The sequence below is a fragment of the Pantoea brenneri genome, assembly GCF_038594305.1.
GTDB lineage: Bacteria > Pseudomonadota > Gammaproteobacteria > Enterobacterales > Enterobacteriaceae > Pantoea > Pantoea brenneri.
Genome location: NZ_JBCGBG010000002.1, coordinates 307,109 through 330,449 on the forward strand (window position 1 = coordinate 307,109; position 23,341 = coordinate 330,449).

Below are 23,341 nucleotides of genomic sequence, written 5' to 3' on the forward strand. Positions count from 1 at the left end.
TTAGCCCGCGCTTATCAATCTTTTGCGCCGGAGAAAAGGGTTAAGGTATCGCGTAGCGACGAGGGCAGGATCTGACCGTGGCTTTGCCCGGCATAATGCGTCAGATGCAGCGTGACGCCCGACGGACGCAGGATACTGGTCAGTTCCGCTTCTTCCCGTTGCAGATCATCGGAGTGACCCGCCCGCCGTTCGGTGACGCCGTCGCTCTCCATCAGATAAAGAGACAGCGGCTGCAGCGCACGCGGATCGGCTTGTCGCGCCAGTCCGATGATGCGTTGCTGGTTCCAGCCCAGCGATGGAGCCGCAGCAAAATAATGACTGAACCAGGCGGCATGGTAAAAGGTATCCAGCACGAACAGGCCGCCGTATGAGTGGCCCCACAGGCCACGCTGATGCGGATCGCTGGCGGCCTGAGCCTCGACCCACGGAACGATACTTTCCAGCAGCAACTGACGAAACTGCTGGCTGCCGCCACCCTTGCGCCCGTGCGGCTGAATCACCTCCGGGTTCGGTGCATCGTTGGGTGGGGTGTAATCATAGCTGCGCGCCGCCACATCAAACGGCAGCCGGGTGTCATAGCCGACCGCCACCAGCACCGGCGAATTGCCGCTGCGCAGCTGTTTTAGCTGGCTCTCCGTCAGATGATCCATCGCCGCATTCCCGTCCAGCATATACAGCACCGGATATCCCGCGGGCGGAGCCGCCGTTTTCGGAATACCCAGCCAGACCCGGTAGTGTCGCTGACCGTCCTGCGAGTCAAAAGTTCTGCTCTCGAAGCGGTACCACGCCGAGCCTTTGTCGGCGATATTTTCACCTAACGGGCGCAGATCAGGTCGGGCTTCGGCGGGCATGATCAAAAAAACAGCGGCCAGCGTGAGCAGCAACGGGAAGCAATAACGGAAGGTTTTACGGGCAAAATTCATTCAGCAGCGCCTGTTTACTCATTAACAAAAATTAACTGACCGGCATGCTAACAAATATCTGCTCCAATAAAATCCCGCTGTTGCTGGGGTTATCGTCGATCAAGGCACCCCGAAGTAGCGTAATAACGCCGTCATCAGCGCCGCGCCAAGAATAATGATAATCAGTGGCGCACGACGCCACGCCAGCAGCAGCGCAAAACCGACGCCGATAACCCGCGCCATACCGGAAAAGTGCTGACCTTCAAATAAAGTGGTGGTGGCAGCCACAGCTAACAGCAATACCGTGGCGGCGTCCGACAGCATTTGCTGACTGCGTTCGCTAAGCGGTAAGCGATTTCCCAGCCTGACACCGGCGAAGCGCATCAGCCAGGTACCGGCGGCCAGCAGGGCGATACCGGCGATGACCATCGTCTGGTGGCTCATTTGCGTGATCTCCATGCCAGCAGGCCCAGCAGCGAAAACAGCACCGGCATGCCAGCCGGCACCAGCGGCGTCGCCAGCAGCGACAGAGCAGCGCCGAGCACGGCGGGAACCCGGGTTCGACGCTGACGCAGCGCCGGAAAAATCAGCGCAATCAGGATGGCAGGAAACACCGCATCCAGTCCGATGACCGAGGTATCGGGAATGAACTGGCCAATAGCCGCGCCGGTCATAACGCTGATTGGCCAAATCAGGCCAATGCCGATGCCACACAGCCAGAAGGCGCTGCGCCGCTGCGCCAGTTTCGGCTGGGATATCCCAAACACCACGCTTTCATCGTTCATGATGTGACAACCCAGCCAGCCCGCCGGACCCCGTCCCACCAGATCTTTTACCGCGATGCCAAACGGCAGATGGCGGGCATTGACCAGCAGACCCGCCGCCGCCGCCGTGAACGGACTGCCGCCGCCGGCCACCACGCCAATAAACAAAAACTCCGAGGCCCCGGCCAGCACCAGGGTGGAGAGGGCCAGCGGCACCCACAGCGGAAACCCATCGGCGGTTGCCAGTGATCCATACGATAAACCAACAATGCCATCAGCCAGACAGACCAGGAAAATGGCCTTTACCACTCCTTTGTCCAGCAACTTTGTTTGCGGAAACTGCATAACCTGATCTCATAATGAACGAATTACCCATTATAATGAACATCGTCAGACTGTTTTACAAGACGAACATTACGTTCGTTATAGAGAACGATCACACTGCAGGAGTCCCTTTGAATACCCCTATCAGCATCATTGCCAACGCATTAGTCCGTGAACGCCAGCGGGCCGGCTTATCGCTGGCAGAAGTGGCACGTCGCGCGGGTATCGCCAAATCCACCCTGTCGCAGCTGGAAGCGGGCAACGGTAATCCCGGCATCGAGACGCTGTGGTCGCTTTGCGTGACCCTGAATATTCCGTTTTCACGGCTGATGGAGCCGGAAGCGCGCCGTATGCAGGTGATTCGCCAGGGGGAAGGACCGACGGTGACCGCCGATCTGGCCGACTATCAGGCGGTATTGCTGGCGACCTGTCCGCCGGGCGCACGCCGCGATATCTATCTGTTGCAGGTTCAGCCCGGTAGCGATCGCTGTTCGCAGCCGCACTCCCCTAACACCATTGAGCACATCATCGTCGCTAAAGGTCGGGCGCTGGTCGGTCCGGTTGATTCGCCGGTCGAACTGGAAGTGGGCGATTACATTACCTATCCCGGCGATGAGCCGCATATTTTCCGTGCGCTGGAAGCCGATACCCTGGCGCTGTTGGTAATGGAGCATATGTAGGCGTCGTTCAGCCCTCAGCCATGCGTTTACGCGTTGCCTCTGGTGTGAGGTGATGCACCAGCTGCACCTGTGAGGTCAGCTCAATTGCCGGATAGTGTTCGCGCATCCCGGCCAGCAGCACCGCATCCGGCCACTCTGCCTGCTTTCCTAATCTCTCCGCTGCCGCACAGCGGCAGCGTCTCAACGCTTGTCACCCACACCACCAGCGTGTCGGCTGGATTTTGCTGATTACAGTAGCGAAGCGGGCCAGGATGGATATCCCCTTCCTGCCAGCGCAGGGTATGGGTTTTCTCACCGCGTCGGACGGCGGGCAACAGGCGCGGCACAATTGAGAGTTGTTGCATTTTCGACTCCCGGTTAAGTTAATCCTGACTATCAGCCTGAACTGAACAGGCCACCTGATTCAAACCCTCGGCGGTTTTCGCTGCGTCGATCCATTACGGAGAAGAGTGACTATGCCTCAAAAGACTGTGCGACAACACACTGGATCACACCGTATTGCCGTCATCGGTGCGGGCGTGCTGGGCTTAGCGGTCGCCCGATCGCTGGCCAGTCAGGGCGCGCAGGTGACGCTGTTTGACCAACGCTATCCCGGCAGCGGCACCAGTCAGATCAGCTATGGCTGGGTGAATGCCAACGGCAAAGATCCGGCCAGCTATCACCGGCTCAACGCAGCGGCCATTGACGAGCACAAGCGCTGGCAGGCTGAACACCCCACGCCAGCGCCGTGGCTGCTGGAAACCGGCACGCTGGAGTGGGCAGCAGATCCGGCAACCCGGCGTCAGCTTGAACAACGGGTGGCAAAGCTCAAGGCGCTCGATTACCCGTCAGAACCCTACGATCGCGCCAGACTGCAGGCTGCCCTGCCGGAACTGCGACTCGATCCCCGGGTACAGCAGGGATGGTATTTCCCCTCTGAATGTCTGATCTATCCGAGTCTGTTTATCGCCCGGATGCTGGCCGATCTGCGCCTGCTGGGCGGCGAGCTGATCTGTCACGATCAGGTGACGACACTCTCCACCGCCGACCAGGGCGTCTCAGTGACGCTGGCCAGTGGCAACTGCTGGCACGGCGATCAGCTGGTGCTGGCGACCGGCCGCTGGTCAGCTGAATTGCTGGCGCAGTGTGGTCTTGAACTGGCGATGACCGATGCTAACCGTGCCGATCCCGCCGCCTGCAGCTTTCTGGCGCATACGCAGCCCCTGCCGGTTCAGCTCAATTGCAACATCATCACCCCGGAACTGAACGTGCGGCCCGATGGTGGGGGTCGCCTGATGTTGCAGGCGCTGGATCTGGATCAGCATGCCGATCCGGCACGTCCGGTTGCAGTGGATGGGATGATCGGTAATGAACTGCTGCGTCGCCTGCGGCGGCTGTTTGCCAACAGTGACAATGCGCGGATTGAACGGATTGAGGTCGGACAACGTTCACGCCCGGCTGATGGATTACCGGCGATTGGTTATGTCAGCGGACTGGCGGGGATCTATCTGATGGTAAGCCACAGCGGTATGACGCTGGCACCGTTACTCGGCAAGCTGGTGGCTGAGGAGATGATGAGCGGCGCACGTCCCGCGATGCTGGCTGACTTTGCGCCGGATCGGTTAGTGCGTCCGCTCAGTGACGGGCGGAACGTTGCTGCGCCTGCCTATCTGCCGGCAGCGCAGTAAAAGCTAGCGACGATTTTTCCAGACGGTCTGGACGTTACAGAATTCGTGCACGCCAAAATGCGACAGTTCACGTCCGTAGCCACTTTTCTTCACGCCACCGATCGTCACCCGTGGATCAGAGGCGCCGTTACCGTTGATAAATACGGCGCCCACTTCCAGTTCTGACGCCAGCCGATCGGCAATCTCTTCATTGGCAGTCCACACCGTTGCGCTCAGACCAAACTCACTGTCGTTGGCGATCGCCAGGGCATGTTGTGGATCGCGCGCCACCGCAATAGCCGCCACCGGTCCGAACAGCTCCTGCTGGAAAGCGGTCATGTTGGGGGTGACGTCTGACAAAATGGTCGGCGCATAGTAGTTACCCTGCCCCGCCACTTTTTCACCGCCGAGCACCAGACGCGCGCCTTCACGCAGCGTGGCTTCGACCTGCTGATGCAGTTCATCCCGCAAATCGGTGCGCGCCATTGGTCCGAGGAAGGTGTTTTCATCCAGCGGATCGCCCATCGTCAACGCCTGAACGGCAGCGGTGAAACGTTTTTCGAACGCTTCCGCCACGGGCGCTTCAACGATAAAGCGTTTAGCCGCCATACAGACCTGTCCGGTGTTCTGGAAGCGACCAATCACCGCTGATTTCACGGCTTCATCCAGATCGGCATCCGCCAGCACGATAAACGGATCGGATCCGCCCAGTTCTAATACGGTTTTCTTCAGGGCGGCACCGGCCTGCGCGGCAATCGCAGCACCGGCTCGCACGCTACCGGTCACCGCGACGGCAGCAATACGATCGTCTTTGATCGCGGCGGAGACACCATCATTGTCGACGTTGATCAGGTTAAAGCCACCCGCCGGCAGATCGGTAGCGTCGAACAGCTCAGCCATCAGCGTCGCGCTTCCCATGACGTTAGGCGCGTGTTTAAGCAGATAAGTGTTGCCTGCCAGCAGCATGCTGACTGCGCCGCGCAGAACCTGCCACAGTGGGAAATTCCACGGCATTACTGCGAGGATCACGCCGAGCGGACGGAAACGTTGCCACGCATCGGCAACCTGAGTTGTCTGGTCAGCCAGCATTGCCGGGCCATGCTCTGCATACCAGTCGCATAAGTTGGCGCATTTAAGCACTTCGGCCCGCGCCTGAGCGATAGGTTTACCCATTTCCAGGGTGATAGTGCGTGAGAGTTGAGCTTCACGCAGGCGGATCTGTTCGCCCAACTGACGCAGAACCGCGACTCGCGTTGCCATTGTGCTGTGTCGCCATTGTGAAAAAGCGTCAGCACTGCGGCTCAGGCTCTTTTCCAGCTCATCGGCAGTCAGCATTGGATAGCGTGCAATTTCTTCGCCAGTGGTCGGGTTACGTGAGATGGCATAGTCAGTCATGATGCACTTTCCTCATTCAGATAACAGTGCCACCACCATACGCTCAGCCATTAGTGATGAAAAATGAATAATAATGAGGAAGTTCTTTAGGGTTTGAGAATTTAAATGATGCTGATTCAGCCTGTATGACGCTGACGATCGTGGGTCTGGTAGCGATCGCCATAATGATCCTGACCATTCTTTTAACCGGTCATAATGGTCAGCGCCGACAGCAGTTATCCACTTATACAGTGGTTAGTTCCTATATAACGATCCTAAAGAGATCATATAGAGATCCTAAGAGATCCCCGATCGTCGCAGGCCGCACCCCACAAGGGCTGAAAGGGTGATCGCGTTCACTATAATCAGTAAAGTGTTCACTGTAATCAGTACTTTATTCACTGTACCAGGTAGAATGTTCACTATAAACAGTGCTAATGTTCACTGTAGTCAGAAAACGATCCCTTTCATCCACAGAATGAAGATCTCAAGCTATGGCAGATAAAGATAGTGAAAACAAAGCGTTACTAGAACCTTTTCTGTCGGTGACCAAAAACAGTGGTGAAGTTATTCAGCTTCATCCCAACAAGAATAATACGGTTCAACCTGTTGCTTTAATGCGGTTGGGATTGTTTGTTCCGACGCTGAAATCGACAGCGCGCGGTAAATCGGGTGCCATGGCTTCTACGGATGCGACTAAAGAGCTGAAAAACCTCTCGCTGGTGAAAGCTGAAGGCTATGAAAAGATTACCATCACCGGCGCGCGACTGGATATGGATAACGACTTTAAAACCTGGGCTGGCATTATCCAGTCCTTTTCGCGTTATCCGACCAAAGGCGACACGGTGACTCTGCCGTTTATCGATTTTGTGAAGATGTGTGGCATTCCTTCTGCTAACTCCTCTGCCGCGTTGCGTAAGCGACTGGATGCATCTCTGCGACGTATTGCCACCAATACCCTCTCTTTTGAAGGTAACGGTAAGGCGTACCATACGCACCTGGTGCAGTCAGCGTATTACGACCGTGAGAAAGATATCGTCCGTATTCAGGCCGATCCTAAGCTGTTCGAACTCTATAATTTCGATCATAAGGTGTTACTGCAGCTGCGGGCTATCTCACGGCTCAAGCGTAAAGAGTCTGCTCAGGCGCTTTATACCTTCCTCGAAAGTCTGCCGACCAATCCTGCCCCAATCTCACTCGCCCGACTGCGGATGCGTCTGAACCTCGGTTCCAAAACGACCACCCAGAATCACGTAGTGCGCCGCGCGATGGAGCAGCTGAAAGAGATTGGTTACCTGGATTATTCAGAAGTGAAACGCGGCCGCTCGGTATTTTTTATCATCCACAGCCGTACGCCGAAACTTGATGGCATCAGTAATCTGGAGAGCATTGACTCACTGGATGAGATTGAATTCGACGACTGATCACAACATTCACTGCAATCAGTTACTGTGCGTTGCAGTGTCACTTTCAGCCGAAACGTGACACTGCGCCTCTCCCTCCTCTGCTCCCCTACCGTTCACTGTAATCAGTATCCCTGTTACTGTTCACTGCAATCAGTAACGTTCACTGTAATCAGCAAACCTCAATCAGGCGAATATCTCCTCCTGCGGGGGTGTAAATGAAAATCATTAAATAACAGTTCTTTACTGGTTAGTGAGTGCTCGCTTCATTTTGTTTTCTTCATGCCGGTCGCTGCGTTTACCCGCTTTACTGATTACAGTGAATGTTCCCGGCAGGTAAACGCGGGTCTGCTGATTACAGTGAACCCTTTACCACAGCGCATTACTGATTACAGTGAATGATAGGGCCTAAATCACTGAGCTATAAGATTATTAACTGACTCAGTGCCTTTGAGCAGGCTATTACGCTAACCGGCAAAGTTTTTCAGGATAATCAGTGACAAACGTGACAGGGTTCGCAAAATCGCTGATTACAGTGAACGTTAAAGACCTGTGCCCGCCTCTCCTGGCGTGACTGAGCATCGCTGCCAACATGATTGTGGTGACCTCCGCCGTAAGTGATGGCAAGGAAACCGGATGGATTACTGATTACAGTGAACGTTGCGCACGGTTTGTTCTCCGGCTGGATACGCTGTGAACAAAACGCTGCTTATGGCAGCAAAGCGAAAGCGTTTCCAGGATGTCCTACTGATTACAGTGAATGGTCTGCTGATTACAGTGAATGTTTGTGGCGTTGTGCTGGCTGAAAGAGAACGAGCTAATCGGACTACTGATTACAGTGAATGTCTGGTTGCGATTCTGAATGCGGATTACGGGCTGATCGGCTTCATCGGTGGTAATTAGTTCAGCTGTTTGAGCGTAGCTGTGACTGGCTGGAAAGCTGATGGTGCTCTGCTCTGCTCCATGAGTGGCAGGCGGTCTGACGTTGACTGCTTAGGCGTAATGCTGAAGCTCTGGAATAAAGTCTAAGGGTTGCGGGCGTAGGGTTAATGATTGTGACTTCTGGCTACGAGCTACGAGCTACGAGCTACGAGCTACGAGCTACGAGCTAAATTTTCAGGCTCAAAGCGTAGGTTAAGACATCACGGTTTTGCATCCATGTCAGTGTCAGGGCTCAGGATTGAAAGCTCACGCCTCACGATAAGCAGGCAAGCTCACGGGCTGGAAAACTGCGGTTGTGCTGGTCGATTCGGCGCTTAAGGCACGAGGCAAAGGCTGAGGATCCTGCTCGCTGGGTTTAGCGCTTTAAGTTAGCGACAGGTCTACGGCTCTCGTTCAGGGGCCACATCTGATGCCTCAGAATCAACGCCAGAAGCTCTAAGCTCAGTTCAGGTCTCGCTTCAAAGGTCAGACAGGTCAAGCCAACACACGGCGCTGTATGCCTTTTGGGTGCCTGCATTACGCGGGATGGCAGCCGGGTGACAGTCTGCATGTCTGATGCACTTTGAATCAGCCCGCCATTCTGTCGAAGGTGGTTTACTGATTACAGTGAACGTTACGAGCAACGCGCGTATTTTTTACTGATTATAGTGAACGCTGAGTTGTCAGGATAATGCTGCGCTACTGATTATAGTGAACGTTTGACGCTTTGCTCGCCCTTCATCTCTGTCAGCAATAGATCCAGTCAGTTAGTCAGCACTCAATGATTAAACAGTTAGCCTGACGCCTGCTGAGATTTGCTGATTACAGTGAATGTTTGCCGGATTTCCCTGCTGCATTATCGCCAACAGTCACCCGGTTACTGACTACAGTGAACGTTCAGCAAGTTTCGTTGCCGGTCGCATCATGCCGCAAAGCTTTATCGGTGGGGTTTACTGATTACAGTGAACCTTACATAAACCGTTTCTCGTAATGCCGTAATGCCATAATGCTGGGTGCTGGGTGCTGGGTGCTGAGTGCTGAGTGCTGAGTGCTGAGTGCTGAGTGCTGAGTGCTGAGTGCTGGATGCTGGATGCTGGATGCTGGATGCTGGATGCTGGATGCTGGATGCTGGATGCTGGGTGCTGAGTGACATCAATTCATCACCGTGCTTAGCTACGGATGGTTCCCCCAGAAAAGCCAGTAAAGGCACCGTTCAGCGGCTACTGCCGGGGGCTTCTGCTCATATCGCTACTACCATGCTGACAGGTGCTACTGATTACAGTGAATGTTTGAACCCGTTCCGGACTATTATTCTCCCTGCTCTCCCTGCTCTCCCTGCTCTCCCTGCTCTCCCTGCTCTCCCTGCCAGTCCCGCTCCCCTCTTCCTTTTATGCCCTGTTCTCTCCTTAACCGGCAAACTCAATCCTCATTACCTTAGCCAGACCCTACCGGTTACTGATTACAGTGAATGTTCTGAAGCCGATCTACTGTTTACAGTGAACGTTCAGCTCACTGGAGAGGCTTTAAGTAAATCAGCATAGCGACGATAATGTGATGAAGCTCACCATAACCAGCCTGACTACACAGATACGAGCTTTATGTTGAGAAGATAAATTATTGCCTCATGTGCAGGATTTCTGTATAAAGTCATAAATCCTACATGTCTGGAGCAACTATGGCTAACGATGATAAGCAGGTAATGAAGGTGGCGCAGCGTTCAGAACGCATGCTGCTAAGCCTAACCGAGCAAATTCAGGCGCAAAAACAAGAGTTACACGAAAACACTTATTATCAGGTCTATGCCAAAGCGGCGTTAGCCAAGTTGCCTAAATTGACCCGTGCCAGTGTGGATTACGCGGTTAATGAGATGGAAGAAAGTGGCTATCAGTTTGATAAACGCGCTGCTGGTTCATCGGTTAAGTATGCGATGTCGATCCAGAACATCATCGACATTTATCACCACCGTGGCGTGCCTAAGTATCGTGACCGCCACGCCGATGCGTATACCCTGTTCGTGGGTAACCTGAAAGGTGGCGTCTCTAAGACGGTTTCCACCGTTTCGCTGGCACACGCGCTGCGCGCCCATCCCCATCTTTTGTTTGAAGATTTGCGCATACTGGTGATTGATCTCGATCCACAATCATCGGCCACCATGTTTTTGAATCACGAGCGTTCAGTTGGCCTGGTGGAAGCAACTGCGGCACAGGCCATGCTGCAAAATGTCAGCCGCGATGAGCTGGTGAATGAATTTATTGTCTCATCGATCATCCCGGGCGTTGATGTGCTGCCGGCATCTATCGACGACGCCTTTATTGCCTCACGCTGGGATGAATTATGCGCTGAGCATCTGCCCGGTCAAAACGTCCATTCAGTGCTGTATGACAACGTCATCGCTAAACTGAAGAAGGATTATGACTTCATCTTTATTGATAGCGGTCCCCATCTGGACGCTTTCCTGAAGAACGCTATTGCCGCGTCAGACCTGCTGATGACGCCGGTACCGCCTGCTCAGGTTGATTTCCATTCAACCCTGAAGTACCTGACCCGTTTGCCAGAGCTGATTGGCATCATCGAAGACTCGGGAGCAACCTGTCGGCTGCAAGGCAACATCGGCTTTATGTCGAAACTCTCAAACAAGGCGGATCACAAACTGTGTCATAGCCTCGCCAAAGAAATCTTTGGTGGAGACATGCTGGACGCAGCCCTTCCCCGTCTTGACGGCTTCGAACGGTGCGGTGAATCATTCGACACCGTGATCTCAGCAAATCCTTCGACTTATGTCGGCAGTAGCGAAGCATTAAAAAATGCGCGTTCGGCTGCTGAGGATTTCGCTAAAGCGGTTTTTGACCGTATCGAATTTATTCGCCTGAACTGAGGTTTGTATGAGCGCAAAAAGAATTACGATTGGCAGAACCTTCAGCCAGACTCCGCTGGATAATGACAACAAAGGTGACCAGCACAGCCAGACCTTCGTACTGGCAACCGGCAAGCGCGCACTGTTTCGCTTTGAGCGCATCGCCGCAAATGAAGTTGAAACTAAAACCTTTGTCACGATGGAAACGAACGGCCGCGACCAGGCCGGGCTGACGCCAGATTCACTGCGTGACATTATTCGCACTATTAAGCTGCAACAGTTCTTCCCGGCTATCGGGATTATGCGAAACGACCGGATAGAAATCCTCGATGGTTCACGTCGTCGTGCTGCGGCAATTTATTGCAAAACCGGTCTTGATGTTCTGATCAGCGATGCAGAAATCAGCGCTGATGAGGCACGTCGGCTGGCGCAGGATATTCAGACTGCGCGTGAACATAACCTGCGTGAAGTGGGTATGCGCCTGTTAGCACTGAAAGATGGCGGCCTGTCGCAGAAAGAGATTGCGGAGAATCAGGGGTTATCTCAGGCTAAAGTGACGCGAGCTTTGCAGGCCGCCAGCGTACCGGCTGAATTGATTTCGCTATTCCCCAATCATTCTGAACTGACCTATCCGGACTACAAAGCATTGTTGCAGGCGGCTGAAAAAATCAGTGAGTCCGGTCAAACTGTTGAGGCGTTGATCGATTCCATCTCAATGGAAATTGATGTGGTTTGTGCACGCGATGGTCTGGCAGAGGATGAGCTTAAAAACCATATCCTGCGTCTGATTCGTCAGGGCAGCCAGACATTAATGAAGGAGCCGGAAAAAGATAAAACGCAGGCAACCACGCTTTGGTCATTTGCTGACAAAGATCGTTTTGCCCGTAAGAAGGTTCGCGGTCGGATGTTTAGCTATGAGTTTAATCGCCAGTCGAAAGAGTTGCAGGAAGAGCTGGATAAAGTCATTGCTGAGACACTGAAAAAATATCTTTCTCGTTAATCTTTGGTCAGACAATCAAGCCAGCGCTCATCGCTGGCTTTTTTTATCTCATCAGCCAGCCAATGCGCCATACCCACCTCACCTGCTCTGAAGGCGAATTTCAGGCTGAAATCGCCAGCGTTTCAGTTAAGTTATAAAACATATCTGTTTGATATTTAATGAATAAATGCTTTTTCAGCGCATGAAATTCAGCGTGAAATCGCCAGCTTGTATTTCACCTCGCCAGCAAAATGGCAGACTTCCCTGCCAAAGCCAAAGCCAAAGCCAAAGCCAAAGCCAAAGCCAAAGCCAAAGCCAAAGCCAAAGCCAAAGCCAAAGCCAAAGCCAAAGCCAAAGCCAAAGCCAAAGCCAAAGCCAGAGCCAAAGCCAAAGCCAGAGCCAAAGCCAGAGCCAAAGCCAGAGCCAAAGCCAAAGCCAGAGCCAGAGCCAAAGCCGTGGATAAGCGTTATTACTGCACGCTTCTCTTCAGTCAGCCAACCGGGACAAAACAATAACAGCAATGCAATGAAAGAATTGCAGTGGCTGGTTCATTAGTAACCACTTAACTTTAAATTTACATTCGTTCAAACCGGCTCAGACCCGTGCAAACAGGCTGCTGTAAAGACCTCTGCCTGCTACAAATTAGTGCGCCAGAGTTATTTAGTATCTAAGTAGCTGTTTATTATAGGTAACCATCTAAAATTTCAGCCTGAAATCGCCACGATTTCACTCCTTCAGGGCGTAATTAACAGCCTTAAGGCGAAGCGATTGGCTGATAAAAGGTGCGTTTTGGCACGGCAGCGAAGCCGTGAAGCTACACTGAAAAAAGATACTCAGAAAATATCCCTCAGTTATCCACAGAAAAAGTGGATAACTTTTTTCAGACGGAAAAACTTCACTCTCTGCCTGCTATTCTCCCGATAAGCGATTCTGTCTTGCAGGCTGTTAACTGAGGCTGACGAAACGCGGTGTCGTCAGGATATGTCCGCAGACTCGCGTGACGAAACCAGCATGGTTCAGCAACATAACGTTCACTGCGATCGGTAACAGCGTTTTGTTTAGCACAGTTTGAGCCTCATCCCGTCATATACCCCCATCATCGCAGGCTGGAAATCGCTAACTGACCCATTTGCTGTTTACAGTGAATAGCGCTATCCGGGGAGTAAACCAGACTTTGCCATCTTATCCGGATAAGAACAAAGGCCGTCGCCCGCGGTTGTGCTGCCTTCAGATTTCGTTGTGTTGTCAGAAAGTCGCCGTCCACTGCAATCAGTAAAGCGTGATTGGAGATTCGGCGTTGCCTAAGGCTTTCCCGGCGGAACGGGGATTAAGAGATAGCAGGCTGAAGAGAACGACAGAAACCAGAAAGAGGAAAGCAGAAAAAAACCGGGCCAGGCCCGGTTTCGATGCGGATTAGCCCGCCAGCCAGGCGGTGATTTGTTTGACCATCGCCTTGGTAGAGATGCCATAACGATCATGCAGCGTTGGCAATGCACCTGCCGCCAGAAACGCATCCGGCAGTGCGATTTGCTTAAAGCGCGGCGTGACATTGTTACGCATCAGTACCCCGGCAATCGCCTCGCCTAACCCGCCTACCACCGAGTGATTCTCAGCCGTGATCACCAGCCGATTCATGTCGACCGCTTCCCCCGCTTCGCGCAGGATGGTCGCTTCATCCAGCGGCTTGATGACCGGTGAATGCACCACCCCCACCTCAATGCCCTGTTTCTCCAGCGCCTCGGCGGCTTCCAGCGCCCGCATCGTCATTAACCCGCTGCTGATGATCACCGCATGCTTACCGCCACGCAGACGCTGAGCTTTACCGTGCTGATAGCGATAGTCATATTTATCCAGCACCAGCGGGACCTTACCACGCAGCAGCCGCAGATAAACCGGACCCTGATGTTCTGCGATGGCGGGCACCACCTGGCTAATCTCCAGCGCATCGCAGGGATCGATAATGGTGAGATTAGGCATCCCACGGAAGATAGCCAGATCCTCGGTGGCCTGATGACTGGGGCCGTAACCGGTGGTCAGGCCGGGCAGCGCACAGGCAATTTTGACGTTCAGATTTTCTTCGGCGATTGCCATACAGATAAAATCATAGGCCCGGCGTGAAGCAAACACGGCATAAGTGGTGACGAACGGGGTAAAGCCTTCACGCGCCATCCCGGCCGCCGCGCTCATCAGCAATTGTTCCGCCATGCCCATCTGATAGAAGCGTTCAGGAAACGCATCAGCGAACAGGTGCAGGTCGGTGTACTTGCTTAAATCAGCCGTCATGCCGACCACATCAGGCCGTTGCTGCGCCAGTGATACCAGCGCATGTCCAAACGGTGCTGAGACCGTGGGCTGACCCTCGGCGGCGATCGATGCAATCATTGCTGAGGTCGTCAGGCGTTTTTTCTGTGGTTGTGAACTCATCTCAGGCTCCTTGCTCCAGCGCGGTCAGGGCTTTATCCCACTCATCGGCATCGACCCGAATGAAGTGCGTTTTCTCACGACTCTCCAGAAAGGAGACGCCTTTACCCATTCGGGTATCGCAAATAATCACCCGGGGTTGCGGGTCCGGCCAGCTACAGGCGGCATCAAAGGCTGCCTGTAAGGCTGCAATGTCGTTGCCATCAACCCGCTGCGTATACCAGCCAAAAGCCTGCCAGCGATCCACGATCGGCTCGAAGGCAAGAATCTCGCTGCTGTGACCATCAGCCTGTTGATTGTTGACGTCGATAATGGCGATCAGATTATCCAGTTGCCAGTGCGAGGCAGACATCGCTGCTTCCCAGGTCGATCCTTCATTCAGCTCGCCATCAGAAAGCAGGTTGAAAACCCGCGCCGTCGATCCTTTCTGCTTCAGGCCGAGGCAGGCGCCAACCGCGATACCCAGTCCATGACCGAGTGAGCCGCCGGTGATCTCCATTCCCGGCGTATAGGCTGCCATTCCCGACATCGGTAAACGGCTTTCATCGGTGCCGTATGTTTCACGTTCCTCTGGCGGTATCACGCCCGCTTCAAGCAGCGCGGCATACAGCGCGATAGCGTAATGCCCAATCGACAGATAGAAGCGATCGCGCTGTTCCCAGTCAGGCTGGTCGGCACGATAGTTCATGGCATGAAAATAGCTGACAGCCAGCAAATCGGCGGCACCCAGCGCCTGGCCGATGTAGCCCTGTCCCTGAACCTGACCCATTAATAAGGCATGGCGGCGAATATTGGTGGCGCGTTGTTGCAGCGAAAGACCGGAAGATGCGTGCAGATGGTCAGTCATGTTACCTCCTGTTTAACGATTAACGTCTGCTGCCCGGATGCGCAGCACGCACAGCGCGCCACCCAGCAGTACGGCAGCGATAAAATACATTCCCGATGCGGGCGAGCCAGTTGCCGTGGTGATGGCACCAATCAGCCACGGCGAGAAGAAACCCGCCAGGTTAGCAATACAGTTCACGGCGGCGATGCCTGCGGCAGCAGAGACTCCGCCCAGCAGATTGGTTGGCAGCATCCAGAACAGCGATGAAGCAGAGAGGATGCCGGCGGCAGCGATGCACAGCGAGAGCAGCGACAGAGAGACGCTGTGGCTCATTAAGGTCGCCATTGACAAGCCGATAAGTCCCACCAGCATCGGGATAACCAGATGCCAGCGCCGCTCACGATGACGATCGCCACTGCGACCGGCCAGCAGCATAAAAATGATGGCGCACAGGTAGGGCAGGCTGGTCAGCAGGCCAATATGCAGCGGCTGGCTGACGCCTGAGTTTCTCACCAGCGTCGGCAACCAGAAGGTCAGGGCGTACTGGCCCATTACCACACAGAAATAAATCAGCGCCAGCAGCCACAGACGCTTATCAGCGACAAACGCTTTGACCGTGCTGTGACAGGCTTTCTGCTGGTTGTCCTCATCAAGATCGGCGCGTACCCGGCGTTTTTCGTCTTCATCCAGCCAGTCCGCCTGCTCAACACGATCTTTCAGCACCAGCAGCACCACTAAACCCATTGCAACCGTAGGGATAGCTTCCAGCAGGAACATCCATTGCCAGCCTGCCCAGCCATGAAAGCCGGCAAAAGTAGCCATAATCCAGCCAGAGAGCGGGCCGCCGATCATTCCGGAGAGCGGGATGGCAATAAACCACAGCACCGTCATACGGGCGCGTCGGTAGGAGGGGAACCAATAGGTGAGATAGAGCAGCAAGCCCGGCGCGAGGCCGGCCTCGGCTACGCCAAGCAGGAAGCGCAGCAGATAGAACTGCCATGCGGTTTCGACCAGCGCGAACAGCGCCGAGATCATGCCCCAGGTGATCATGATGCGGGCGATCCAGCGGCGAGCGCCGACCCGATGCAGAATCAGATTACTGGGGACTTCAAAAAAGAAGTAGCCGATGAAGAAGATCCCGGCACCCAGCCCGTAGACCGTTTCGCTCAGCGACAGGTCGTCCATCATCTGTAATTTAGCGAAGCCGACATTCACGCGGTCAAGGTAGGCACAGAGGTAGCACAGCATCAGCCAGGGCATTAAGCGCCAGGCGATTTTGCGATAGGTGAGATCGCGCGCAGCAGCGGCTGCGCTCAGGTTAAGCGTGGTCATGGTATTCACTCCCGGTATAAGCCCGCCGAGTGCGGGCAGGGCAGGGCGCTTGTTAGTGGATGAGCATGCCGCCGTTGACGTCGAGCGTGATGCCGGTCAGGTAACCGGAGAGATCGCTGGCGAGAAACAACGCTGCGTTGGCGACATCGCTGGCTGCGCCAAGGCGGCCAAGCGGAATACCGTCGATGATGGCGTGGCGGCGCTCATCCTGCAGCAGACCGCCGGTGATGTCGGTCTGGATCAGACCGGGAGTAATTGCATTGATACGAATCTGATCGGGACCAAATTCGCGCGCCATCGCTTTGGTTAGCCCCAGCACGCCAGCTTTGGCTGCGCTGTAGTGCGGACCGCCAAAGATACCGCCGCCGCGCTGTGCGGAGACGGATGAGAGACAGACAATACTGCCGCTTTTCTGCTGCTGCATGGTGGGGATCACCGCCTGTGACATCAGCAGCGTGCCGCGCAGGTTCACATCAAGGATGCGATTGTAATCTTCCACGCGGATATCCAGCGTTTTTACCGGCTGGGTGATACCGGCGTTATTGACCAGCACATCGATGCGACCGTAGTGCTCAAGCACCTGATCGACTGCGCGGCGCACCGTAAGCGGATCGGTCACGTCGGCGGCCAGCCCCAGATGGCCATCACCACACGCCAGTGCGCTGGCTCTGGCCGCCTGCAGATCTAAATCCAGCACCACGACGCGGGCACCGTGGTGAGCAAAACAGGCGGCTGTTGCACGGCCGATGCCGCGCTGCGAAGCCGCACCTGTGATAATCGCAACTTTATTTTCAAGTAACATGGTCCACTCCAGAAGAATAATTATTAGTGGTTCGGTATGCCTACCGGCAGGGTCACGATCAGAATTGATAAAGCCGTCGATATTGGCAATGCAAAAAAATTCATTTGATGCTGAATGAATTTGTTGGTTTGATGCAGTTAACATTTCTGCGGTTTAAAAACGGGCACACATCACAAATTTTCTGCACGGAGGGAGAGATGGAAAAGCAGACCGACCACTTACCGTCAATTAAATCGCTGCGGGTGTTTGAACAGGTTGCCCATTTTGGCAACGTGGCGCGTGCGGCGGAGGAATTAAGCATTACGCCTTCTGCCGCCAGTCATCAGCTGGCAAAACTGGAGCGTGAACTGGGCTGCATCCTGTTTAATCGCTCGGCAAAAGGGGTGGTGCTGACGCTGGCGGGTGAACATTACCTGAAGGAAATCAGCCCGATACTGCTGGGTCTGGCGCAGGCGACGGCGCGCATCAGTAATGAGAAAGCGCGCAGCAATTTGCGTATTCACTGTGCGCCCAGTTTTGGCCTGCTGTGGCTGCTACCGCGGATCCATAAATTCCGTGACAGCTATCCCGAATTCCAGCTGACGCTCTCCTGCTCCTACGAGAACTTATCTTTCAGCCGCGATAATATTGATATTGCGGTGCGTCACGGTTTTCCGGACTGGAAGTCATTCGACATTAAAACCATCCGCCATGAAAGAATGTCGGTGCTGGCTTCGCCGGGCTATTTAGCCCGCCATCCGGTTAATCAGGCCAGCGATTTAATTCATCATGCACTGATATTATCGGAATCGCCGCTTATTCAGTGGCCGCAGTGGTTTGCTGCTCAGCAATTACCCCAGCCGGATAATGAGTGGTTATTTCGCTTTGACCGATCCTATATGAGCCTGGAGGCTGCGATGTTGGGTCATGGGCTTATTTTTGAAAGCGAGCTGCTGGCTGAGGATTATATACGCAGCGGTAAACTGGTCAGGGTATTGCCGGAGCACTACAGTCTGCCGGTCAGCGCGCACCATCTGGTCTACCCGCGCGGCTTTGCCCAGTTTCCCCGCGTTAGCCACTTCCTTAACTGGATTCAGAGCGAGCTGAAAGAGTTAATATAATGTTAAATTAAGTTTCGCTTCGTCACTATTCCGCGCCTCCTTCCGGCGCGACTTCCGCTATTATTTCGGCGCACTGTTTTGTAATTAATTATCCCGCCATAAAAAGCGCATTGCTAAAGCTAATTCAAAAATACCGTCTACACTTCATCTCCCAATCGGTAAAAAAGTTCCATTTTTATTCCGTATGAAATTTAATCAACGGATGTTTAACTTGTTAATGGCAGGGTAATTATGAGTACGAATACACCAGACTCTGGTGAAGCGGGCGAACACGCGCCTGCCGATACGGTACGCCAGCGTATTTTTTTAGTGGTGCTGGTAGCCACTATGGGTGCGCTGGCTTTTGGTTATGACACCGGGATTATTTCGGGTGCCTTACCTTATATGACCTCACCGCCGGATCAGGGCGGATTGGGGCTGAACTCCTTCACTGAAGGGTTAGTGGCTTCTTCACTGGTGTTCGGTGCGGCTATCGGTTCGTTCCTGAGCGGCTTCTTCTCCGATCGCTTCGGACGTCGTATCACGCTGCGCAGCCTGGCCGTGTTGTTTGTGCTGGGCTCGCTGGGCACGGCGCTGGCACCGTCGGTCAATGTGATGGTGGCGATGCGTTTCCTGCTCGGTATTGCGGTTGGCGGCGGTTCGTCCACCGTGCCGGTGTTCATCGCGGAAATTGCCGGGCCGCGACTGCGTGCGCCGCTGGTCAGTCGTAATGAGCTGATGATAGTTACCGGACAGCTGATCGCCTACGTGGCCAGTACTCTGTTGAGCTACCTGCTGCACGATGAGCATCTGTGGCGTTACATGCTGGCGATTGCCATGGTGCCGGGCCTGCTGCTGTTTATCGGGACCTTCTTTGTGCCAGCGTCGCCTCACTGGCTGGTGGCCGAAGGTCGTCTTAAAGAAGCGAAAAAAATCCTTAAATACCTGCGCGAAACGCCGCGTGAAGTGCGTCATGAAATGGCGCAGATGAAGAAGCAGGCGCGGGCGGCAGAGCGCGGACCTGATGCGAAAACCCTGATCCGCGAGAAGTGGGTGATCCGTCTGATGATCATCGGTGTCGGGCTGGGCTTTGTTGCCCAGTTCACCGGGGTAAATGGCTTTATGTATTACACTCCGATCATCCTTAAACAGACCGGGCTGGGCACCAGCGCTTCGATTGCCGCGACCATCGGTAACGGGGTGGTCTCCGTCGTGGCGGCCATCGTGGGTATCTGGGCGGTCAGCCGCTTCCCGCGTCGGGCGATGCTGATTACCGGCCTCTGTCTGGTGATCACCTCGCAGATTCTGCTGGGAGCGGTGATGACCTTCATCAGCCCGAGCCTGATGCAGAGCTACCTCGCCCTGGGCTGTATTCTGCTGTTCCTGTTCTGTATGCAGATGTGCATCTCACCGGTCTACTGGCTGATGATGTCGGAACTGTTCCCGATGCAGTTGCGTGGCGTACTGACCGGTGGCGCAGTCTCATTACAGTGGATCTTTAACGCGATCGTCGCCTTTGGCTTCCCGCCGATAATGGAATATGCCGGCAGCACCACCTTCTTCATCTTTGCTGCGATTAACGTCGGCTCGCTGATCTTTGTTATGGCGATGGTGCCTGAGACGCGCGGCAAGAGTCTGGAAGAGATTGAGTCCCATATGAAAGAGAAGTTTGGCGAAAAATCCGAAGTGGCGAACGCCAGCTAATTTTTTCCGCCAGCGTCACACCAAAACCGGACTGAACCCAGTCCGGTTTTTTTATCCTGATACGCGGAAGACCGCGCCATACCTGGTCTGAACCCCTTATCTCCTCCGCCTGACGTTCACTGTAATCAGCAGAAAACCCTCGGTTAAAATGTGCGCACCGCTGGCGATTTCAGCCTGAAATTCTGCTTGCTGGCCGATCGGCACGGCGGATGCTAACCGGCTTAGTGTGGCTTATCAGTGAATTAAGCGAAGCATGACCGCTGACAATCTGCATCTCAGGCGCTGCGCTATACTCATTCGTCATGACCTGCGCGCGCTGACGAGACCTGCTATGAAAAATGTCATTGCAACGGTATTGCTTACCTCGACGCTGGCCGCCGGGCCGCTTTACGCAGAAACCGCGGTTTCATCACTTTCTTCGTGGTGGGACGGCGTGACGGATGATGTCGCCACAACGTGGAATGTGCCGCAGCACACCGATGTTTATCTGCCTTTTATCAGCTGGCATGCCCGCTTCATGTATGACAAAGAGAAAACCGACCACTATAACGAGATGCCGTGGGGCGGTGGTCTGGGGATTTCACGTTACAACGACAGCGGCAACTGGAGCGCGTTATATGCGATGGCGTTTAAAGACTCGCACAATAAATGGCAGCCGATTGTCGGTTATGGCTGGGAGAAAGGCTGGTATCCGGGCGCGAATCAGGACTTTCGGTTAGGCGCGGGACTGACTGCAGGCATAACGGCGCGCGATGATTTCGGCGGATATATTCCGTTGCCGATCGTATTGCCGCTGTTCTCCGCCGGTTATAAAGCACTTAATCTTCAGTTCACTTATATTCCCGGGACCTATAACAACGGCAATGTCTTATTTGCCTGGTTCCGTTATGGATTTTAATTTCTCAGGAAAGGATGCATGAGCAGGACGTTAACTTTTATTGCCCGCTGGGCCAGACGTATCACGCTCGCCGCTGCGCTGGTGGTGATACTGTTGCTGATTTTGCGGGTCTATGAGGCCGGTCGCGGACCAGAATTACACCGCTGGCACACCTGGGTTCCGCATGAGTTAAGCGTCGGGCAGCTCGATCACGCCAGCTATGCCGATTACCTGACGGCAGAGAACCGGCTGTTCGATGAGATGAAACGGCAGGTCAGCGACAAGCTGGAGGCGGATGAGAAAACACCGCTCAATCGCTACTACGCCCACAGCATGATCTACCCTGAAAGTTTTGATCACGACTGGAACCGCTCTTATGTGCTGCGGCCCGCGGGCATACCGCGTGGCGCGGTAGTGTTACTGCACGGCCTGACTGACAGTCCTTATAGCCTGCGCCATGTGGCAGAAGCTTATCAGCAGCAGGGTTTTGTCGCGGTGGCATTGCGGTTACCCGGTCACGGCACGGTCCCGGCGGGTCTGACCGATGTAGACTGGCAGGACTGGCTGGCCGCCACGCGACTAGCGGTACGTGAAGCTACCCGGCTGGCGGGTGAGAATGCGCCGTTGCATCTGGTTGGATTTTCAAACGGCGGGGCGCTGGCGGTGAAATACACCCTCGATAGCCTGGCCGATCACCATTTACGCCGCCCGCAGCAGCTGATCCTGCTGTCACCGATGATTGGGGTAACCCGCTTCGCCCGGTTTGCCGGTATCGCCGGGCTGCCTTCCATCTTTCCCGCTTTTTCCAAAACCGCGTGGCTGAACATTGTGCCAGAGTTCAATCCCTTCAAATACAACTCCTTTCCGGTACACGCGGCCCGCCAGACCTATTTACTCACCCAGGCGCTGCAAAAACAGATTGTGCAGGAGGCCCGGCGTCAGCAGCTGGCCGACTTCCCGCCGGTACTGACCTTTCAGTCGGTGATGGACTCGACCGTCAGCACCCCGTCGGTTATCCGCTCGCTGTATAACTATCTGCCGGATAACGGCAGTGAGCTGGTGTTGTTCGATATCAATCAGGCGGTCAGCGTCAGTCCACTGTTTCGTCACTCCTCTTACACCGCCGTTAATCAGTTGCTGCCGGCTGCCCGACGTTTATATACCTCAACCGTGATCACCAACGCCTCGGCAACCTCGCTAAATATGGTGACCAAAACCGTGCGTGCCGGTGAGACCACTGAACAGACGCAACCTCTGGCGATCAATTACCCGGCCGGCCTCTATTCTCTGTCGCACGTCGCGATCCCGTTTCCGCCGCAGGATGGGTTATATGGCAGCGAGCCAGCGGTAAAAAATCAGTTCGGCATCAGCTTTGGCACGCTGTCGCTGCGCGGTGAGAGTGCGGTGCTGATTGTCGGCCTCGACTCGATTATGCGTGCCACCTCGAATCCGTTTTATCCCTACATGATCGACAGAATCGATCATCACATCGGCTGTAGCGATCGGCCGCAGCTCACGGAATGCCTCAGGCGTTTCTGAGGGCATCCCGCGGATAAAAAAGCCCGCCAGGCGGGCTACAGGCTTCAGAAGCCGTTGAGCGTTGTCATGATCTCATCGGTTAACGTCAGGCGGGCGCTGGCGAGGTTCTCCTGCAAATGCTCCGGTGAGGAGGTGCCAGGGATCAGCAGAATATTGGGCGAACGGCGCAGCAGCCAGGCGAGCGCCACCTGCATTGGGGTGGCATTCAGCGAAGTGGCAACGTCACTTAATCGGGTCGACTGCAACGGTGAGAAGCCGCCCAGCGGGAAGAACGGCACATAGGCGATCTGCTGTTGTGCCAGCTGATCGACCAGCGCATCATCCTGACGATTTGCCAGGTTATACATGTTCTGCACGCAGACAATCGGCGTCATGGCCTGCGCCTCGGCAATCTGCTGCTGCGTAACGTTGCTCAGACCGATATGCCGGATCAGCCCGCGTGATTGCAGTTCCAGCAATGCCGCCAGTTGCGGTTCCAGCGAACCCTCTTTGGGTTTCGCGGCATTAAACATGCTGCGCAGATTTACCACCTCGATCACATCCAGTCCCAGATGACGGAGATTATCTTCTACCGCCTGGGTCAGTGCTTCCGGCTCCATCGCTGGCAGCCAGCCTCCTTTATCATCCCGCCGGGCACCGACTTTAGTCACAATGCACAAGTCCTGTGGGTAAGGATGCAACGCTTTTCTGATGAGCTTGTTGGTTTCATGCGGGCCGTAAAAATCACTGGTATCAATGTGATTAACCCCTGCGGCAACGGCATCACGCAGGACCTGAATGGCTCGCGTTTCATCTTTGACCGGGCCGAAGACGCCCGGTCCAGCCAGTTGCATAGCACCGTAGCCTAAACGGTTAACGACACGATCGCCCAGCTGATACGTCATGGTGGTGTGTGACATGGAAACCTCCTGCGT

The 23,341-nt window shown here is 54.6% G+C and carries 21 protein-coding genes; 11 read left to right on the forward strand and 10 right to left on the reverse strand.

Going from position 1 to position 23,341, the window contains the following annotated elements:
• Positions 1-14: 14 nt before the first annotated feature.
• The 3 genes from AABB92_RS12235 to AABB92_RS12245 form a co-directional block, all read right to left on the reverse strand.
• A complete protein-coding gene (locus AABB92_RS12235; RefSeq protein ID WP_031376869.1) occupies positions 15-923 on the reverse strand; it encodes an alpha/beta hydrolase in 909 nt (302 codons plus the stop codon).
• A 99-nt stretch (positions 924-1,022) separates the two neighbouring features.
• Positions 1,023-1,346: an AzlD domain-containing protein gene (locus tag AABB92_RS12240; RefSeq protein WP_031376868.1), complete on the reverse strand. Its 324-nt coding sequence runs from the start codon at positions 1,344-1,346 to the stop codon at positions 1,023-1,025.
• A complete protein-coding gene (locus tag AABB92_RS12245) occupies positions 1,343-2,011 on the reverse strand; it encodes an AzlC family ABC transporter permease (RefSeq protein WP_031376867.1) in 669 nt (222 codons plus the stop codon). Before AABB92_RS12245 ends, AABB92_RS12240 begins: the two co-directional genes overlap by 4 nt.
• Positions 2,012-2,121: 110 nt before the next feature.
• Here AABB92_RS12245 and AABB92_RS12250 point away from each other — a divergent pair, with 110 nt between their 5' ends.
• A complete protein-coding gene (locus AABB92_RS12250; protein WP_031376866.1) occupies positions 2,122-2,670 on the forward strand; it encodes a helix-turn-helix domain-containing protein in 549 nt (182 codons plus the stop codon).
• A gap of 80 nt (positions 2,671-2,750) precedes the next feature.
• Here the strand turns inward: AABB92_RS12250 and AABB92_RS12255 are convergent, their stop codons facing one another.
• A complete protein-coding gene (locus tag AABB92_RS12255; protein ID WP_238585847.1) occupies positions 2,751-3,014 on the reverse strand; it encodes an ASCH domain-containing protein in 264 nt (87 codons plus the stop codon).
• 111 nt (positions 3,015-3,125) lie between these two features.
• Between AABB92_RS12255 and AABB92_RS12260 the strand changes: the two genes are divergently transcribed.
• Positions 3,126-4,337 carry an NAD(P)/FAD-dependent oxidoreductase gene (locus AABB92_RS12260; RefSeq protein ID WP_046289287.1) on the forward strand — a complete coding sequence of 404 codons (1,212 nt, stop codon included), beginning with the start codon at positions 3,126-3,128 and terminating at the stop codon, positions 4,335-4,337.
• Positions 4,338-4,340: 3 nt separating this feature from the next.
• Here the strand turns inward: AABB92_RS12260 and AABB92_RS12265 are convergent, their stop codons facing one another.
• Entirely contained in the window at positions 4,341-5,711 is a 1,371-nt protein-coding gene (locus AABB92_RS12265) for an aldehyde dehydrogenase family protein (RefSeq protein ID WP_046289286.1), read from the reverse strand.
• 473 nt (positions 5,712-6,184) lie between these two features.
• Between AABB92_RS12265 and AABB92_RS12270 the strand changes: the two genes are divergently transcribed.
• The 5 genes from AABB92_RS12270 (at position 6,185) to AABB92_RS12290 (ending at position 12,362) form a co-directional block, all read left to right on the forward strand.
• Positions 6,185-7,114, forward strand: a complete 930-nt coding sequence (locus tag AABB92_RS12270) for a RepB family plasmid replication initiator protein (protein WP_031376864.1) — start codon at positions 6,185-6,187, stop codon at positions 7,112-7,114.
• 672 nt (positions 7,115-7,786) lie between these two features.
• On the forward strand, positions 7,787-7,996 hold the full coding sequence (locus AABB92_RS12275) for a hypothetical protein (protein ID WP_031376863.1): 210 nt from the start codon (positions 7,787-7,789) through the stop codon (positions 7,994-7,996).
• 1,693 nt (positions 7,997-9,689) lie between these two features.
• Complete coding sequence (locus AABB92_RS12280) at positions 9,690-10,889, forward strand: AAA family ATPase (RefSeq protein ID WP_046289285.1); 1,200 nt, start codon at positions 9,690-9,692, stop codon at positions 10,887-10,889.
• 7 nt (positions 10,890-10,896) lie between these two features.
• On the forward strand, positions 10,897-11,868 hold the full coding sequence (locus AABB92_RS12285; RefSeq protein WP_031377765.1) for a ParB family protein: 972 nt from the start codon (positions 10,897-10,899) through the stop codon (positions 11,866-11,868).
• Between the two features lie 230 nt (positions 11,869-12,098).
• Positions 12,099-12,362, forward strand: coding sequence for a hypothetical protein (locus AABB92_RS12290; RefSeq protein ID WP_342560938.1), 264 nt, complete (start codon positions 12,099-12,101; stop codon positions 12,360-12,362).
• Between the two features lie 898 nt (positions 12,363-13,260).
• Here AABB92_RS12290 and AABB92_RS12295 read toward each other — a convergent pair.
• Genes AABB92_RS12295 through AABB92_RS12310 form a run of 4 tightly spaced genes read right to left on the reverse strand, consistent with a single transcriptional unit; the run spans position 13,261 to position 17,228 of the window.
• The gene (locus tag AABB92_RS12295; RefSeq protein ID WP_031376962.1) at positions 13,261-14,271 is read right to left on the reverse strand and encodes a transketolase family protein; all 1,011 of its coding nucleotides are present in this window, start codon (positions 14,269-14,271) and stop codon (positions 13,261-13,263) included.
• Between the two features lies 1 nt (position 14,272).
• Positions 14,273-15,115: a transketolase gene (locus tag AABB92_RS12300; RefSeq protein ID WP_031376961.1), complete on the reverse strand. Its 843-nt coding sequence runs from the start codon at positions 15,113-15,115 to the stop codon at positions 14,273-14,275.
• A 12-nt stretch (positions 15,116-15,127) separates the two neighbouring features.
• A complete protein-coding gene (locus tag AABB92_RS12305; RefSeq protein WP_031376960.1) occupies positions 15,128-16,426 on the reverse strand; it encodes an MFS transporter in 1,299 nt (432 codons plus the stop codon).
• 52 nt (positions 16,427-16,478) lie between these two features.
• A complete protein-coding gene (locus AABB92_RS12310) occupies positions 16,479-17,228 on the reverse strand; it encodes an SDR family NAD(P)-dependent oxidoreductase (protein WP_031376959.1) in 750 nt (249 codons plus the stop codon).
• Positions 17,229-17,425: 197 nt separating this feature from the next.
• Between AABB92_RS12310 and AABB92_RS12315 the strand changes: the two genes are divergently transcribed.
• From AABB92_RS12315 to AABB92_RS12330, 4 genes are all read left to right on the forward strand, one after another.
• A complete protein-coding gene (locus AABB92_RS12315) occupies positions 17,426-18,328 on the forward strand; it encodes a LysR substrate-binding domain-containing protein (protein ID WP_031376958.1) in 903 nt (300 codons plus the stop codon).
• Positions 18,329-18,559: 231 nt separating this feature from the next.
• Positions 18,560-20,011 carry a sugar porter family MFS transporter gene (locus AABB92_RS12320; RefSeq protein ID WP_031376957.1) on the forward strand — a complete coding sequence of 484 codons (1,452 nt, stop codon included), beginning with the start codon at positions 18,560-18,562 and terminating at the stop codon, positions 20,009-20,011.
• A gap of 331 nt (positions 20,012-20,342) precedes the next feature.
• Positions 20,343-20,909: a lipid IV(A) palmitoyltransferase PagP gene (gene pagP / locus AABB92_RS12325; RefSeq protein WP_031376956.1), complete on the forward strand. Its 567-nt coding sequence runs from the start codon at positions 20,343-20,345 to the stop codon at positions 20,907-20,909.
• An 18-nt stretch (positions 20,910-20,927) separates the two neighbouring features.
• Positions 20,928-22,427: an alpha/beta hydrolase gene (locus AABB92_RS12330; RefSeq protein ID WP_031376955.1), complete on the forward strand. Its 1,500-nt coding sequence runs from the start codon at positions 20,928-20,930 to the stop codon at positions 22,425-22,427.
• 44 nt (positions 22,428-22,471) lie between these two features.
• On the opposite strand, the gene AABB92_RS12335 is transcribed toward AABB92_RS12330, so the two are convergent.
• A complete protein-coding gene (locus tag AABB92_RS12335; protein ID WP_031376954.1) occupies positions 22,472-23,326 on the reverse strand; it encodes an aldo/keto reductase family oxidoreductase in 855 nt (284 codons plus the stop codon).
• Positions 23,327-23,341 lie beyond the last annotated feature (15 nt).

Bases quoted from the DNA above. Each gene is read 5' to 3' on its own strand.
- AABB92_RS12235 (WP_031376869.1), bottom strand. From the start codon at position 923: ATGAATTTTGCCCGTAAAACCTTCCGTTATTGCTTCCCGTTGCTGCTC.
- AABB92_RS12320 (WP_031376957.1), top strand. From the start codon at position 18,560: ATGAGTACGAATACACCAGACTCTGGTGAAGCGGGCGAACACGCGCCT.
- AABB92_RS12335 (WP_031376954.1), bottom strand. From the start codon at position 23,326: ATGTCACACACCACCATGACGTATCAGCTGGGCGATCGTGTCGTTAAC.
- AABB92_RS12245 (WP_031376867.1), bottom strand. From the start codon at position 2,011: ATGCAGTTTCCGCAAACAAAGTTGCTGGACAAAGGAGTGGTAAAGGCC.
- AABB92_RS12300 (WP_031376961.1), bottom strand. From the start codon at position 15,115: ATGACTGACCATCTGCACGCATCTTCCGGTCTTTCGCTGCAACAACGC.
- AABB92_RS12255 (WP_238585847.1), bottom strand. From the start codon at position 3,014: ATGCAACAACTCTCAATTGTGCCGCGCCTGTTGCCCGCCGTCCGACGC.
- AABB92_RS12315 (WP_031376958.1), top strand. From the start codon at position 17,426: ATGGAAAAGCAGACCGACCACTTACCGTCAATTAAATCGCTGCGGGTG.
- AABB92_RS12305 (WP_031376960.1), bottom strand. From the start codon at position 16,426: ATGACCACGCTTAACCTGAGCGCAGCCGCTGCTGCGCGCGATCTCACC.
- AABB92_RS12260 (WP_046289287.1), top strand. From the start codon at position 3,126: ATGCCTCAAAAGACTGTGCGACAACACACTGGATCACACCGTATTGCC.
- AABB92_RS12285 (WP_031377765.1), top strand. From the start codon at position 10,897: ATGAGCGCAAAAAGAATTACGATTGGCAGAACCTTCAGCCAGACTCCG.
- AABB92_RS12295 (WP_031376962.1), bottom strand. From the start codon at position 14,271: ATGAGTTCACAACCACAGAAAAAACGCCTGACGACCTCAGCAATGATT.
- AABB92_RS12310 (WP_031376959.1), bottom strand. From the start codon at position 17,228: ATGTTACTTGAAAATAAAGTTGCGATTATCACAGGTGCGGCTTCGCAG.
- AABB92_RS12240 (WP_031376868.1), bottom strand. From the start codon at position 1,346: ATGAGCCACCAGACGATGGTCATCGCCGGTATCGCCCTGCTGGCCGCC.
- AABB92_RS12330 (WP_031376955.1), top strand. From the start codon at position 20,928: ATGAGCAGGACGTTAACTTTTATTGCCCGCTGGGCCAGACGTATCACG.
- AABB92_RS12270 (WP_031376864.1), top strand. From the start codon at position 6,185: ATGGCAGATAAAGATAGTGAAAACAAAGCGTTACTAGAACCTTTTCTG.
- AABB92_RS12265 (WP_046289286.1), bottom strand. From the start codon at position 5,711: ATGACTGACTATGCCATCTCACGTAACCCGACCACTGGCGAAGAAATT.
- pagP (WP_031376956.1), top strand. From the start codon at position 20,343: ATGAAAAATGTCATTGCAACGGTATTGCTTACCTCGACGCTGGCCGCC.
- AABB92_RS12290 (WP_342560938.1), top strand. From the start codon at position 12,099: ATGGCAGACTTCCCTGCCAAAGCCAAAGCCAAAGCCAAAGCCAAAGCC.
- AABB92_RS12280 (WP_046289285.1), top strand. From the start codon at position 9,690: ATGGCTAACGATGATAAGCAGGTAATGAAGGTGGCGCAGCGTTCAGAA.